Source organism: Pseudoxanthomonas putridarboris (genome assembly GCF_038321125.1).
GTDB lineage: Bacteria > Pseudomonadota > Gammaproteobacteria > Xanthomonadales > Xanthomonadaceae > Pseudoxanthomonas_A > Pseudoxanthomonas_A putridarboris.
In genome coordinates this window covers 73,950-87,514 of sequence record NZ_JBBWWT010000008.1, presented here as the reverse complement: position 1 = coordinate 87,514, position 13,565 = coordinate 73,950, and the positions used below count along the sequence as shown (strand labels likewise).

Sequence of the window (13,565 nt, the reverse complement as noted above, 5' to 3'; positions counted from 1 at the left end):
TCAAGAGTGATTTCAGCCATTGCGCTGCAGCAGCGGCCACTCGCCTGCGGATCCGGCCTCGCTGCCATGGTCACCGGCTGCGGTAACGTCGTTGTCAAGAGATCGGCCCGACCCGAGCCGCCGCGCGCCGACGGGGCATCGCCGAGTCATGGCCCGTCGCCTTGTGAGCGGAGGACATCCGGGCGTCCGCACGCGGTCGCGACCAGAAGCGGATGCGGATCGCAAGGATCGCACTTCCACGCGATTCAAGGTTGCCCAGCCGATACTTCCGCGCTTCCGTACTCGGAGGCCCGCATCCTCGTATTGATGAAATCCTTCATCATGTCGAGGTAACCCTCCGGCTGCCGCGTCGAGAGGCGCTCTCCGTCGGGACCCTCCTCGAATTCGTACATGCCATGCTCGGCATCGGGAAAGACCGCCGTCGCGATCGGGCGGCCGGCGCTTCTCAGCGTGGCCAGGCGACGACGGGTTTCATGGGGAGGCGCATCGCGATCCTGCCCTCCGAATATCCATAGCTGGGGAACTTCGAGGTTGACGAGCACCGGCAGCGGATCGTAATGGGCCGGGACGGCTTCGAGCAGTCGGGGGCCTTCTCCGCGGATCGTCTCGGGGGGCGTGGCAAGCAGGTAACCGGTGACGTTGCCCCGGACCGATTCGAACCATGGTTCGCCGCCGTACTTCGTCTTCACGGCCTCCAGCCGTTCGTAGCCCTCGGTGAAGTCGCTCTCGATGATGGCCGCCGCGGCATCGGCGATTTCCATGGCCTTGGCCTTGATCTCCGGGCCGTAGCCCGCACGCTCCATGTCGAACTCGATCGCCTCCCGGTCTTCCTCCAGCGGCGAGACGGCCAGCCCGAAGCTCACGATGACGAAGTCCACCGGCTCTATCCGCGCCGCCAGCGGAGCCACCCAGCCTCCTTGGCTGCCCGCCTGGTATCCCACGCGCCCCGCACGCGCGCCCGCGAGACGGCGCGCCTCGCGGGTGGCATGGATCGCGTCGATCGCCAGCGTCAGGTAGTCCTGCGTGTAGCGCCCTTCCGAAGCACCCGTGCCGCGCTTGTCGTACGCGAACACGCCGATGCCCGCGCTGGCGAATTCACGCTGCAGCGAATATCGCTCGAGTGCCGAGGAATTCTCGGAGCCATGGATCAGCACGACGATCGGGACACGTGCCTCGCCCGGGGGTAACGTCAATCGCCCGGCGAGAACAATCCCGCTGCCCTGGAAACGCGTGTCGATCTCGACCAGAGGCAATCGCCGACCCGCGACATCATCGAAGCGGATATTTCCACGCGCGCAGTCGCGAATGGCGACATGGTGCCCGTCGGGCCAGGATGTCCAACCCAGAGTACTGGTCCATCGGCCATTGCCCTGCGGCGTGAGCGCACCGGTACGCCCATCCGGGCGCCTCCAACGGAGCTGCCCTTGAGCGCCTGGACCAATGTCGAGCGAAGTGCCGTCCGTCATCAGGTAGCTGCCTACCTCGCAAGGAAGTCGCGAGGCGACCGGCCGTTGCTGTTCGGATGCAACTGCCGATGCGGTCAGCAAAAAGCCCGCGAGTGCCACAATCTTCAACAACGATGTCCTGATGCGCATGTCTTCTTCCCGCGAATGATCCGTCATGTTCACCGGGCCGGATTCACCGCTCCCCAGGGACCCGAAACGCCGGCCCGTCAGGCCAGCGACAATGGGAGGCTGTCACAGCGACATGGCGTCCCGCCATCGGCACAGGACGAAACCGCTTCATCCGCCGATGAATCCATGCGGATGGGTGGCGAAACACAGTTGAATCGCCCGCTCCGGGTGCAAGCGGACATGGCAGGAGCCGCCTGATCCGACCTTCACCCTGTATGGGATCGGCCAGCGGGGAGAGCGTCATGCACAATGTCCGCAGCCTCGCCCACAGTGGAACGAAGGCAGGGGCAGGAGTCGCACCGGCCCATGCTCCCTCGCAGCGTGGTGCGTCGCGGTTGCGGCCGGCTCAGCGCTCCGGCACCCACACGAAGCCATCGCCCTGGGCATCGACACGCCCCAGGCCGGGGAACGGGAAATGCACCGCGTAGACGCGCAGGTTGCCGTCGGCGGCGCGCTGCAGCAGCGCGCGCCGGCTGGCCTGCGCCAACGGTGCGTCGCCGTCGTATTGCACGGTCCATTCCGGGCGCTGCACCGAGACCACGTAGTGGTGCGCCGAATCGCCGAGATAAAGCAGGCGCTCATCGCCCGACGCTATCTCGTAGGCGGTATGCCCCGGCGTGTGGCCGTCCACGGCCACGGCGGTGACCGTGCCGGGGATGATCGCCGCACCGGGCTGGAAGGTCGCCACCTTCGGCGCGATCGCGGCGACGAGGGCGGCGGCATCGGCATCGCCCTTCAATGCATCCCATTCGGGTGCCGACAGATGGATGGCGGCATTCGGGAAGGCGAGCGCGCCTTCGCGGGTCAGCAGGCCGCCGGCATGGTCGGGATGCGCATGCGAAATGAAAATGTCGGTGACCTGCGAAGGTTCGACGCCGGCGGCCCGCAGCGAGGCAGGCAGGCGGCCGGCACGCGCGAAGGAGGCGTCCGCCGCGCCGGTGTCGAACAGCAGGACCCGCGCGCCGTCGCGTACCAGCAGCGGCTGGATGCTCAGGTGAAGGACATCGGTCGGTTGCCCCGCGGCGGCCAGCAACGCGGCCACCTGGTCGGTCGGCTGGCCGACGCCGAAGGTCTTGCCATCGTTGGCGGCGTCGATGTCGCCATCCTTCAACGCGACCGCGTCGAGCGTGCCGATGCGGAAGTGGAACACGTCGGGATGACTGGCCGACTGTGTCGCGGCGGACGTGGCCGGCGCGGAAGTCGCCCCGGCACCGGGCTGCGATTCCGAGCAACCGGACAACGTGGCGCCAGCCAGCAACACGGTCGTCAGGACAGAAAGCGAAGTGCGTTTCATGAGGGTGCCTCGCATGGGAGAAGAGACGCGACGGCCCTCGCCGCTGGCGGCCCCGCGCTCCAGCGAGCTTATGCGCGGCGGTATCGGCCAGCAAGGCGATGCCCCAAGACGCTGCGTCCCGCGCAGCGCCGGAATGCACGACCGTCCGGACCGGAGCCGCGAGGACCGCCAGCGCCGCTAGCCCACGATCCGGTGTGCGCTTCCGGCCAGGAACCGGCTGTTCCAGACACTAGCGCTCTTGGAACTCCGCGCGAATTTGCTCGAGGCCGTGCCCCTCGAAGTCAACCTGATCAATCATCAGCACCGCCATCCTGTGCGGGAAGCACCAATCAACCAGAGGACGCAGATCGACACCGGCGATCCCGGTTTGCACCCTCTGAATCCGCTCGCGCAACTCGCTGTTCAAGTAGCCCGGGATCATTCTGTTGGAAGCCGCCTGCATGACCCCTCGAGTAAGTCTTGCCCAAGGCCCTGTGCCTCCGGCGTCATCCCCAATCTCGCCTTGCCTGAGGGCATCCAGGATTTCGTGAAATTCCAGTCTGCATGGATCGCCGAACCTCGCCTGGCCAAATCGCCACTCCTGGGATGGACGAAGGAAGGCGCCATAGAACGAGTGCGGATCGCTCGCGTTTATCTTGAGCTTCGTCATGATCGGAGCAAGACTGCGGCTGGTCTCGAACAAGTCGAACTCGGGCCAATGCTCAAGTAGCGCGAGCTCCTTGGATGTGGATGTGACGCGGCGTTTGCTCAGCGAACCAATCGGGACGACCGGATTCGCGTCAGTGATTTTCGCCTGCACGATCAGGCTTCGGCTCGACAACACATAAGGAGCACTGCCCGCATTCATCTGGGTGCGCGTCCTGTGCACCAGCAAGTCGCCGACCTCGACCTTCGACTTTATCTCAAGCCCGTGGATGTCTTTCACGCTTGAACAGAAAGAAGCCAATGGGATCTTGTCGATCCAGGCTGCATCCACGTAGACACGCTGGTCGTAGTATCTCTCGTGACGCAAGGAGCTCTCTTCGTCTTCCTTGATCGCAAGCAGAACATCCTCGCCCATCAACGCCTCCAGAGCGCTCAGCTCCGTTGTGCGCCTGGAACGCTCGTAAGTGGCTCGAACCGCCTCCTGCAATGCGCCCACTGGAGCCCCTCCATTGATTGTCGATGCCGCGAGTCATGTTTCCGACATTCCAGGATTGCCCACCACGGACGAGGTGAACATTCTTGCTCAACAGATTACTTGATCCAGAAACCGAAATTCCGCTCGCTGTTTGAATCCAAGGCCGAAAGCAGACTGCCCGGCCAGGCGACCAGCCCAAGTCCTACGAACAGCCGCCCATTCCGCGTCCGTCTCTCACTGCGCACTGCTAGCTCCTTTGAAAGTGACGGGCGCATGCCGGGCCATCAGCTCGGCGATCCAATCGATGAACACGCGCAGTTTCCTGCTGACATGCCGATTCGGCGGGAACGCCACGTACAGCGGCATCGGATCGAGCCGCCACTCCCGCAATACCGGCACGAGTTCGCCGCGCGCCACGTGCGCCCTGGCCATGTAGTCCGGCAGCCAGAGCACGCCCAGTCCCGCCAGGCCCGCCGCGAGATAGGCGTTGCCGTCGTCCACCGCGAGCACGTAGCGGCCCAACACATGGATGCTCTCCCCGTCGCGATGCATGGCGTACGGGAAGACCTTGCCGGTGCGCGCCCAGCGGTAGCCGACGGTACGGTGACGGGTATCTTCCAGTTCCCGCGGGTGCGCGGGTGTGCCGAGCCGATCCAGGTAGGCCGGCGCTGCGTACACGCCCAGTTGAAGGTCGCCCACATGACGGGCCATCAGCGACTGGTCGGTGAGCTCGCCGCCGCGCACCACGCAATCGACGTTTTCATCTATCAGGTCCACCATCCGGTCGCTCACCCCCATGTCCAGCTGGATGTCGGGGTACAGCGCATGGAACGCGGGCAAGGCCGGCACCAGGATCATGCTGGCCAGCGGGCTGGGAACGTCCACCCGCAGCCGGCCCCTGGGCGATGCCGAAGCGCTGGACAGACTGGTTTCGGCATCGTCCATGTCGGCCAGCAGGCGCACGACCCGCTCGTAGTACGCGGCGCCGTCGGCCGTGGCGTTGACCTTGCGCGTGGTGCGGTTCAGCAGTTTCACGCGCAGGCGCGCTTCCAGCTGCTGCACCAGCTGCGTCACGCTGGTCTTGCTCATCTGCAGCGTCTCGGCCGCCTTGGTGAAGCTGCCGGTTTCCACCACACGGGCGAAGGCCTGCATCGCATCGATACGGTCCATGTCGGCTCCTGCGGCGGCGGGGATTATTTGGATTCTACAAACAGTGATGCCGCGATGGACGTGTTTATCCGCGGGCCGCGCCTGCCTAGAGTGACCGTATCGTTGAAGAACGGTCCATTACGGGCCCCACCAGGAGATCACTCATGACAAAGCGCGACGTTGTTTTCCCCGCCGGACGCCAGGCGCTCTACGAGCGCAACCGCTACTCGCCCGCGATCCGCTCCAACGGCTTCCTGTTCGTCTCCGGGCAGGTCGGCAGCCGCGAGGACGGTTCGCCCGAGCCCGACCTGGAGGCGCAGGTGAGGCTTGCATTCCGGAACCTCAACGCGATCCTGGAGACGGCGGGATGTACGTTCGACGACGTGGTCGATGTGACGATCTTCATGGTCGATCCCGAATCCAGCTTCCAGGCCATCTGGGACAACATCGTGCCGGAGTACTGGGGGAATGCGCCGCATCCCACCGTGACCGGCATCGGGGTGACGTGGCTGTACGGATTCCAGTTCGAGATCAAGGCGATCGCCAGGCTGCCCGAGGGCGCTGGCCGCTGATGGCCCCGGCAGGGGGCGTCGCCAGGCCGATGGGCTGCCGCGCCTCGAACATGGCCACCCTGCCGTGGACCCGCACCTGGACGCGGGCGAAATGATCGCCCAGCACGCGCTCGAGGTCTTCGGCGGTGTCGAGGCGGTTTCCGAAGATTCCCCGCCTGTTGTAGATCCGCATCAGCCGCCGGCCGAACCCGTTATGGGCGGCGGCGTCTCCCAGAATGGTCGCGCCGTACAGAACACCATCCTTCCCCAGATGGGGCTTCAGGTTGGCAAATACGACGGCCTTCTCGTCCATCGTTCCCGGCAGGCAATGGAGGAGATAGAACAGGGAAATCGAATCGAACGGTTCGCGGAGACTGGCGGGAAGCTCCGTGGTGACGTCATGCCGGACCAGGCTGGTCGCGCTTCGGTCCGACCTTCGTTCCGCTGCCTCCAGGCAGTCCGGATTCACGTCCATCAAAGTGAGCCGGACCTTCGGCGGGAGTTCCGCGTTTGCCAGGTAGTAGCCCGTGCCCACGCCGACATCGAGGTGGTTCCTGCCCATGTGCCGCCGAAAGAACGGAAGAAGCACCTTGTCCGTGCGGCACTTCCATGCGTACCGGTTCGATATGCGCAAGACCCACCAATCGTAGATCCTGAGAATAGTGGGGGAATAGATGGCGGAGCTGGCGCAGGCGCGCTGGGGTTTCATGGGATGCCTTGCTGCAGGACGCGGAGCATCGCCGATCGTCCATGGGCGTCGCCCAAGCTCTTGGCGACGATGCGGAAAGGGGTACTTGCATGTCGGTTGACTCTGTCGTGGGCGCTGTGGGGCCTGGAACCTGGGCCAGGGGACGAGGCGGCCATGGCCGTCCAGTCACCCGGAATCAGCGCGTTGCTTTTCTTCGACAGAATGCGAGTGGTGATTTGTGGTGGCTGCGACAACGCCTGACCGTTCGTTGGTTGGCGGGCCTGCTCTCGGCTGGACGATCGAGCGCGGATTCTCCTGCCGATATGCCTGCTGTCGAAGCGTTGACAGCTACCTGCCTGGACATCTCATGATCGCCGGCAACTGCAACGAATGAGTTGCCTGACAGGGACGCCAGACCCAAGGCCGTCATGACGGCGATACTGCGAATCACGTTGTAACTCCACATGCTATGGAAGGAAGATTGGTGTCAGGGACGCGTTGCGGCCTTGGTTTCGGTCGTCCGGCGTGATATCGCTGGAACGGCCACATGGACCGCCTGCCTGGGCGAATGCCTCGGGATTGGGAGAGAGCATCACTCGGGATCGTGTATCGGGGACCCGTATCGTAGGCAATTGCCGGCTACGCGATGATGTCGATGTGCCGCCGCCGGGTTACCGCTGTAACCGTGCAGTGGACTGTTGTGTTTCCAGTCGGTGGGTCGGTGCGCGTCTCATCGAGACAGGGCACGCTCTCGTGCTCGAGGCGGGCCGAGGGATCCTGTGCGCAGGGTCCGGCGCAGTTCCGGCGCGCGCGGATGGCAGTGGTCCAGCGTGAGCTGCAAAAAGGGTGTCGCCCTGTCCAGGGTCTCCCAAACTAGGCCCGACGCCGCGGCGCGGCAGTCGAACGGACACCCGGGGAGGAAGCCAGGCAATGAGACATCGGCCAAGCGATATCGTCGGACTTTGCGTCGATCGATGGAATCCAGGACCGAAAGCGAACATCGCCCGGATCTCAACCGAGTACATGCGCTTCGCTGGCGGCTTCTTCGATCTTCACCGCGATACCGCTGACCCGGATACCCGCGCGCAGGTCCTGTGGCACGGATACCGTGAGGCGGCTGGGACGGCCCAGGTCCTCGCCTTGATGGATGGTGAAGGTGCGCTGGGCAGGCAACGCGTCGCGCACCGCAAGATAGGCGCCGAGCGCGGCCGCCGCGGCCCCGGTGGCAGGGTCTTCCACCACGCCACCGGGCGGGAACGGGTTGCGGGCATGGAACGTCGCCGCGCTTTCGCGCCAGACCAGGTTCAGCGTGGTCCAGTCGCGCCGCGCCATGAGGTCGGCGAGCACGTCGAATGCATAGTCCAGTTGCGCGAGGCGCGCCCGCTTTGCCACGGCGATCACCGGATGCCAGGCTCCCGCATACGCGATGGCGGGCGGCAGCGCCGGGTCGAGTTCATCGCCACGCCAATCCAGCGCGGCCAGGATCAGGTCGAGGTCACTAGCATCGAGCGGCACCACGCGCGGTTCGACGCTGACCAGCGTGGCCGCCAACGTTTCATCGACGAAGACCCGCACCCGGCCGGCCCGCGTATGCAGCACTCGCTCGCCCGGGCCATGACGCTCGGCATGCGCGACCATCGCGGCGATGGTGGCGTGCCCGCAGAAACTCACCTCCGCGCGCGGACTGAAGTAGCGGATGTCGAATTCGCCGTCCGCCCGCGGCAGCAGGAAGGCGGTCTCGGAGTACCCGACCTGGGCGGCGATGCGCTGCATGTCGGCATCGGACATCCCCCGCGCATCGAGTACCACCCCGGCCGGATTGCCGCCCTTCGGGTCGGCGGTGAAAGCGCTGTAGCGCAGGACGACGGTGTTCATCGGACCTCCCCGGGCAACGCGCCGACAGGCGTGTCCAGCCGCACCACCAGATAGCGCAGGAAGAACTGCGTCACCGGCCCGACACCGAGGGCGAACACCACGGTGCCGACGCCGACCGTCCCGCCCAGCGACACACCGACGGCGAGCACGGTGACTTCGATGATGGTGCGGACCCGGCGGATGGACCAGCCGGTCCGGCGCGCCAGGCCGGTCATCAACCCGTCGCGCGGCCCCGGCCCCAGTTGGGCGCCGATGTACAGGGCCGTGGCCAATGCGCAGACCACCACGCCGGCCAGCAGGTAGGCGCACCGCACCGGCAGGCTGTCCGGCGTGCCGAGCAGCGCCAGGTTGAGGTCCGCGAACGGACCCAGCAGCAGGGTGTTGGCCACCGTCCCAAGGCCCGGCATCTGGCGCAGGGGAATCCAGGCCAGCAGCACGGCGACCGCCGTGAGGATCATGACCACGCCGAAGGACAGCGGCATGTGCAGCGCGACACCCAGGTGGAAAACATCCCACGGCGAAGCGCCCACGGCGCCTTCGATCATCAACGCGATGGCCAGGCCGTACAGCCAGAGGCCCAGCAGCAGCCGCAGCAGGCGCTCGGGCAGTCGCCCTGCCTTGAGTTGCGCGAGGGGGCCCAGATTGGCCAACCCGGAAGGAGGAGTGGTCGTTTTCATGGTGCCACCATTGCGTCAATTGGCTCTATAAAAAAGAGCCAATCGTGCGATAGTGGCCTCATGAACCGGTCCATCGCCCCAGATCGCCTCGCCGCGCTCGTCGGCGATTTCAACCGCTCGCCCGCCTATCGCGGCCTGCGCCAGGCGCTGCAGGAACTGATCGGCGATGGCCGGATCCCCATCGGCACCCGCCTGCCCAGCGAGCGGGCCGTGACCGAGGCGCTGGGCGTCTCGCGCAACACCGTCACCCGCGCGTACGCGGACCTGATCGCGGCCGGATTCGCCACCGCCCGGCAAGGTTCGGGCACGTATGCGGCCGCTCCGATCGATCGCCGCCGCGCGCACGACCATGCCCTCCACTCCCTGGGCGCGGCGCAGTCGCCCGAAGGCGCGATCGATCTCAACTGCGCGGCCGGCGCGGCGACGCCGGGTGTCGCCGCCGCCTACGAGCGCGCCCTCGCCGCCCTGCCGGCCTACCTGGCCAGCGACGGTTACCTGCCGTCGGGATTGCCGGGGTTGCAGGCCCTTATCGCCGAGTCGTACGCACGGCGCGGGCTGCCCACCGCCCCCGAACAGATCGTGATCACCTCCGGCGCCCTGTCGGGCATCGCCATCATCGCCCGCGCATTCTCCCGCCCGGGCGACCGCGTCATGATCGAGTCGCCGGTCTACTCGAACGCGATCGAGGCCCTGCGGCTCGGCGGCGGCCGCCTGGTCACCTCGCCGCTGGGCGACGCGCTGGGCGAAGAAGGCTGGGACGTGGACGGCATCGAAGCCACGTTGCGGCAGACCTCGCCGCACCTTGCGTACCTGATTCCCGATTTCCAGAATCCCACCGGCTTCCTGATGAGCGACGCGGTCCGGGCGCGATACGCCCGTGCGCTGCGGGCGGCGCGGACCATCGCCATCGTCGACGAGACGCTGCAACCGACCCGCCTGTCCGACGACCCGATGCCCGCGCCCTTCGCCGTCCATGCGCCCGATGCCGTCACCGTCGGCAGTACATCCAAGATGTACTGGGGCGGTTTGCGCGTGGGATGGATCAGGGCCCCGCGCCAACTCGTCGGCCGGATCGTCGCGGCACGCGTGCGGATCGACCTGGGCAGCTCGCTCTTCGATCAGTTGGTGGTCGCCGAATTGCTCGTCACCGACGACATCCTCGCCGCCCGTCGCGAGCAGCTGCGGCAACGCCGTGATGCGCTCGCCCGGGCTCTGGGCGAGCATCTGCCCGGTTGGCGCTTCCGGCTTCCCGGCGGCGGCCTGACGTTATGGGTGCAGATGCCCCATGGCAGCGCGACGCGACTGGCCGCCGACGTGGAACGTGCGGGCGTTTACCTGGCGCCGGGCCCGGTGTTCAGCGTGGAAGGCGGATCCGACAGCTGGCTGCGGATTCCGTACGCCAAGCCGGAGGAGGAGTTGGTGGAGGCCGTCAGGCACATCGCCGACGCTTTGCCAGCCGACCCGTTCGAATCGAGGAACCGCCGCGAGACGTCGAGGTTCCTGATCGCTTGATCCAGGGCGCGATGCGTCCCGGCGTACGGCCCAATGCGATCCGCTGGCAGCGGGATGGACGTCGAACCCCTCGCCCCACGCCTCTTGGGATATGGTTCGCCCGGAAACGCCGGGGCCGCGCGCCTGCAAAGGGTGACCGCGCGCCCGGGACGATACCGGGCCATGAACCTCGATGAGGACACCTGATCGGTCGCCATGGAAATAGTGCCCGGAAACCGGCAAGGACACGCACGCGCAGGCCAGGACCCCGAGCTGCTGCGTCGCCTGCTGCGCGCGAAGGACCGGATGGACGCCGCCTCGCACGAGGCGTGGCCCGTCCGGCGGCTGGCGCGCGTGAGCAACGTCTCCGAGGCCCACTTCGCGCGATCGTTCAAGCAGGCTTTCGGCGTCCCGCCGCACCGGTACCTGCTCACGCGCCGGATCGAACGGGCCAAGGCGCTGCTCCGCGACACCGATCTGCCCATCCTCGAGATCGCGCTGCAGACGGGCTGGAACAGCCTGGGGACGTTCGGGCGCACGTTCCGCGACGTCACCGGCGAGAGCCCGGGTGAGTTGCGGGCGCGCGAGCAGGCCGCCCGGCACGAACTCGAACAGGTGCCGCACTGCTACGTCAGCGCCGCCCACCGGCCCGGGCTCACGATCGCAGTTTCGGAGAAGCGGCGACGGGAGGCGGGTGCTACAAAAGGCACCCCGCAGAAACCGGAGGTCCCATGAGTCAGGGTATTGGCGTGGTCGGGCTATACGTTCGGGATCAGGACGAAGCCCTGGAGTTCTATGTCGGCAAGCTCGGATTCCGCGTCCATACCGACGCGCGCAACGGCGACTACCGCTGGCTCACGGTGCAGCATCCTGACCAGCCGTCCTTCCAGCTTGGCCTGTTCGCGCCGCAGGCGCCAGCGCTCGACGCGTCGACCGCGCAGGCCGTGCGCGAGATCGTGGCGAAGGGCGCCATGCCGCCGCTCGTGCTCAACGTCGACGACTGCCGCGCCGCCTACGAGTGGATGCGCGCCCGCGGGGTGGAGTTCACCCAGGCACCCGAGGAGCGCTACGGCAACGTGGACGCCAGCTTCCGCGATCCGTCGGGGAATGGCTGGAAGATGATCGAGTCCCGGCGCGGACCGGGTTGAGCGCCAGCATCGCCACCTTGCGCCCGGCGGGCGGGACGCGCCTGCCGGGGGCGCTTGCGCAGCACGTACAAACGTCCCGAAATCGCTTCGGGCCTGTCTTCTTCATGAGGAGATTCCAATGAACTGGAACACGTGGGCCCGGCGGATCCACCGCTGGCTGTCGATCGCCTTCACGGTGGCGGTCATCGCCAACCTCGTCGTCATGGGGCGGGAGAACCTTGCCCTCTGGGTGGGCCTGCTGACGCTGCTCCCGCTCGCCCTGCTGCTGCTCACCGGTCTGTACCTCTTCGTGCTGCCGTATGCCACCCGGCGGCGAGGTGGGAAGCACGCCGGGGGGCAGGAGGATCGGGCGCCGGGCGGCTCTCCTACCTGACCGCCTTTCCGGCCTCCGGCGCAACGCACGCGGGGGTCGCGCGCAACCGACGTGGCGGTCCCGCCGTGGTCACCGGATTTCCGGGTGCGATGGCACGGGCGGCGCAGGGTAGGCGCCCGTGACAGGAAGCCGGACGCTCAACGTGGTGCCCACGCCCACGCCGCTCCTGGCCGAGATCGAACCGCCCACCCTCGTCACGAGGTCGCGAACCACCGACAACCCCAGGCCGGTGCCCTGGCCTGCCGGTTTCGTCGTGAAGAAGGGGTCGAAGATGTGCGCGAGGACCTCGCCGCCCATGCCGGCGCCGGTATCGGAGAATTCGAGCACGACGTGATTCGGATCGTCCTGTTCGACCCTCAACGAGAAGATCCCTCCCAGCGGCATCGCGTAGTCGGCATTGGCCGCGATGTTGAGGACCATCAACTCGAACCGGTTCCGGTCCATCTGGACCTGCGGCATCGTGGCGCCGAACTCGTATCGCAGCTCCACGCCCGGATTGAACAACTGGCGGAGCATGGGCTGCAGGTCGGCGAGCGCCCCCGCGGCGTCGAACGTCTCCTCCACATAGTCGTCCTGCCGCGCGAACGCCATCAGCTTGTGCGTCAGCAGCGTCGCCCGCCGTGCGGCGGCCTCGATGCCTTCCAGCGACTTCTGGCGCTGCTCCGCCGCGTCCGCCCGCAGGCCCTTGCGCGCATAACCGCTGATCACCGCCATGAGGTTCCCGAAGTCGTGGGCGACCCCGCCCGCCAGGCGGCCCACCGCCTCGATCTTCTGCGCATGCACCAACTGTTCCTGCGCCCGCTCCCGCTCGCTTATTTCGTGCAGGAGGCGATGGTTGGCTTCTTGCAACTGGTCGCCGCGGATGTTGGCCTCGCGAAGACTCTGGCGCAGCGCCACCGAGCTGCGGTCGAGGACGATGGCGATCATCAGGAACATGGCCACGCTGAAAGCGGCATCCCCGTAAAGCGCCGCCGCATCGCCCTGGCGCGATACATCCACCGTGATGCCCAGCAGGAAGGCCGCCACGATGCTCGCGAACATCAGCCAGAGAGCCGCCCTGCCCACCACCAGCGCCGCCACCGCCATCCAGATCACCAGCACGGGCTGCTCGAAGCGCTGAGCGCCGAATCCCGTGGTCATGTAGGCCGGGATGACCGTGACCGCGAACACGACGAGCAGCAGGCGCGATGCCCAGGCGAACCGGCCAAGGCGGATCAGCACGAAGCTGACGCCGGCCGCCGCGCACACGGACAGGCTGAGCGCCATGCTGGTCAACTCGCCCGGGCGCCAGGGGATGTCGAGCGCGAAGGCACGGTACAGCCACGCCAGCGTCGGCAGCACGGCCAGCAGCAACGAGATCAGCTGCAGCATCGGCGCATTGCGCCGGTCCACGGGATCGGAGATGGGGACATCGCGCAGCCAGGCGATGGGCGCACGCCATGCACGGGCCGGCCGCAACACCGGGGCGGCTGGACCACGGGAACGCAGGATTTGGCCATCGCGCATGCAGTCGCTCTCTGGTCGCAGGGGTCCCCTGGCAGGGTGATCCGTCGCACGCCCCGCCC

At 66.9% G+C, this 13,565-nt stretch carries 13 protein-coding genes; 5 read left to right on the top strand and 8 right to left on the bottom strand.

The genetic code is table 11. The annotated features are described in order from the left end of the window. Nucleotides 1-245: 245 nt before the first annotated feature. The 4 genes from AAD027_RS15455 to AAD027_RS15440 all read right to left on the bottom strand — a co-directional run bounded on the left by AAD027_RS15455 (nucleotide 246) and on the right by AAD027_RS15440 (nucleotide 5,218). The gene (locus AAD027_RS15455; RefSeq protein WP_341726980.1) at nucleotides 246-1,622 is read right to left on the bottom strand and encodes an alpha/beta hydrolase family protein; all 1,377 of its coding nucleotides are present in this window, start codon (nucleotides 1,620-1,622) and stop codon (nucleotides 246-248) included. Nucleotides 1,623-1,980: 358 nt separating this feature from the next. After that, complete coding sequence (locus tag AAD027_RS15450; RefSeq protein WP_341726922.1) at nucleotides 1,981-2,928, bottom strand: MBL fold metallo-hydrolase; 948 nt, start codon at nucleotides 2,926-2,928, stop codon at nucleotides 1,981-1,983. 229 nt (nucleotides 2,929-3,157) lie between these two features. Next, nucleotides 3,158-4,069: a hypothetical protein gene (locus AAD027_RS15445; protein ID WP_341726921.1), complete on the bottom strand. Its 912-nt coding sequence runs from the start codon at nucleotides 4,067-4,069 to the stop codon at nucleotides 3,158-3,160. A gap of 213 nt (nucleotides 4,070-4,282) precedes the next feature. After that, entirely contained in the window at nucleotides 4,283-5,218 is a 936-nt protein-coding gene (locus tag AAD027_RS15440; protein ID WP_341726920.1) for a LysR family transcriptional regulator, read from the bottom strand. A gap of 143 nt (nucleotides 5,219-5,361) precedes the next feature. Between AAD027_RS15440 and AAD027_RS15435 the strand changes: the two genes are divergently transcribed. Further along, nucleotides 5,362-5,769, top strand: coding sequence for a RidA family protein (locus tag AAD027_RS15435; protein ID WP_341726919.1), 408 nt, complete (start codon nucleotides 5,362-5,364; stop codon nucleotides 5,767-5,769). Here AAD027_RS15435 and AAD027_RS15430 read toward each other — a convergent pair. From AAD027_RS15430 to yczE, 3 genes are all read right to left on the bottom strand, one after another. Then, on the bottom strand, nucleotides 5,729-6,457 hold the full coding sequence (locus tag AAD027_RS15430; RefSeq protein WP_341726918.1) for a class I SAM-dependent methyltransferase: 729 nt from the start codon (nucleotides 6,455-6,457) through the stop codon (nucleotides 5,729-5,731). The genes AAD027_RS15435 and AAD027_RS15430 overlap by 41 nt on opposite strands. A 990-nt stretch (nucleotides 6,458-7,447) precedes the next feature. Then, nucleotides 7,448-8,311: a PhzF family phenazine biosynthesis protein gene (locus AAD027_RS15425; protein WP_341726917.1), complete on the bottom strand. Its 864-nt coding sequence runs from the start codon at nucleotides 8,309-8,311 to the stop codon at nucleotides 7,448-7,450. After that, the gene (gene yczE / locus AAD027_RS15420; protein ID WP_341726916.1) at nucleotides 8,308-8,988 is read right to left on the bottom strand and encodes a membrane protein YczE; all 681 of its coding nucleotides are present in this window, start codon (nucleotides 8,986-8,988) and stop codon (nucleotides 8,308-8,310) included. Before yczE ends, AAD027_RS15425 begins: the two co-directional genes overlap by 4 nt. A gap of 60 nt (nucleotides 8,989-9,048) precedes the next feature. Between yczE and yczR the strand changes: the two genes are divergently transcribed. From yczR to AAD027_RS15400, 4 genes are all read left to right on the top strand, one after another. Beyond that, the gene (yczR, locus tag AAD027_RS15415) at nucleotides 9,049-10,500 is read left to right on the top strand and encodes a MocR-like transcription factor YczR (protein ID WP_341726915.1); all 1,452 of its coding nucleotides are present in this window, start codon (nucleotides 9,049-9,051) and stop codon (nucleotides 10,498-10,500) included. Nucleotides 10,501-10,695: 195 nt separating this feature from the next. Continuing rightward, nucleotides 10,696-11,214: a helix-turn-helix domain-containing protein gene (locus AAD027_RS15410; protein ID WP_341726914.1), complete on the top strand. Its 519-nt coding sequence runs from the start codon at nucleotides 10,696-10,698 to the stop codon at nucleotides 11,212-11,214. Continuing rightward, complete coding sequence (locus AAD027_RS15405) at nucleotides 11,211-11,627, top strand: VOC family protein (RefSeq protein WP_341726913.1); 417 nt, start codon at nucleotides 11,211-11,213, stop codon at nucleotides 11,625-11,627. Before AAD027_RS15410 ends, AAD027_RS15405 begins: the two co-directional genes overlap by 4 nt. A 118-nt stretch (nucleotides 11,628-11,745) precedes the next feature. Continuing rightward, the gene (locus AAD027_RS15400) at nucleotides 11,746-12,000 is read left to right on the top strand and encodes a hypothetical protein (RefSeq protein WP_341726912.1); all 255 of its coding nucleotides are present in this window, start codon (nucleotides 11,746-11,748) and stop codon (nucleotides 11,998-12,000) included. Nucleotides 12,001-12,069: 69 nt separating this feature from the next. Here AAD027_RS15400 and AAD027_RS15395 read toward each other — a convergent pair whose 3' ends face one another. Beyond that, nucleotides 12,070-13,371 carry a sensor histidine kinase gene (locus AAD027_RS15395; protein WP_341726911.1) on the bottom strand — a complete coding sequence of 434 codons (1,302 nt, stop codon included), beginning with the start codon at nucleotides 13,369-13,371 and terminating at the stop codon, nucleotides 12,070-12,072. Between the last annotated feature and the right edge of the window lie 194 nt (nucleotides 13,372-13,565).

What these genes read in the sequence shown, in the direction of transcription:
- AAD027_RS15455 (WP_341726980.1), bottom strand. Translation starts at nt 1,622, where the DNA reads ATGACGGATCATTCGCGGGAAGAAGACATGCGCATCAGGACATCGTTG.
- yczE (WP_341726916.1), bottom strand. Translation starts at nt 8,988, where the DNA reads ATGAAAACGACCACTCCTCCTTCCGGGTTGGCCAATCTGGGCCCCCTC.
- AAD027_RS15395 (WP_341726911.1), bottom strand. Translation starts at nt 13,371, where the DNA reads ATGCTGCAGCTGATCTCGTTGCTGCTGGCCGTGCTGCCGACGCTGGCG.
- AAD027_RS15400 (WP_341726912.1), top strand. Translation starts at nt 11,746, where the DNA reads ATGAACTGGAACACGTGGGCCCGGCGGATCCACCGCTGGCTGTCGATC.
- AAD027_RS15410 (WP_341726914.1), top strand. Translation starts at nt 10,696, where the DNA reads ATGGAAATAGTGCCCGGAAACCGGCAAGGACACGCACGCGCAGGCCAG.
- AAD027_RS15405 (WP_341726913.1), top strand. Translation starts at nt 11,211, where the DNA reads ATGAGTCAGGGTATTGGCGTGGTCGGGCTATACGTTCGGGATCAGGAC.
- AAD027_RS15430 (WP_341726918.1), bottom strand. Translation starts at nt 6,457, where the DNA reads ATGAAACCCCAGCGCGCCTGCGCCAGCTCCGCCATCTATTCCCCCACT.
- AAD027_RS15435 (WP_341726919.1), top strand. Translation starts at nt 5,362, where the DNA reads ATGACAAAGCGCGACGTTGTTTTCCCCGCCGGACGCCAGGCGCTCTAC.
- AAD027_RS15440 (WP_341726920.1), bottom strand. Translation starts at nt 5,218, where the DNA reads ATGGACCGTATCGATGCGATGCAGGCCTTCGCCCGTGTGGTGGAAACC.
- AAD027_RS15450 (WP_341726922.1), bottom strand. Translation starts at nt 2,928, where the DNA reads ATGAAACGCACTTCGCTTTCTGTCCTGACGACCGTGTTGCTGGCTGGC.
- yczR (WP_341726915.1), top strand. Translation starts at nt 9,049, where the DNA reads ATGAACCGGTCCATCGCCCCAGATCGCCTCGCCGCGCTCGTCGGCGAT.
- AAD027_RS15425 (WP_341726917.1), bottom strand. Translation starts at nt 8,311, where the DNA reads ATGAACACCGTCGTCCTGCGCTACAGCGCTTTCACCGCCGACCCGAAG.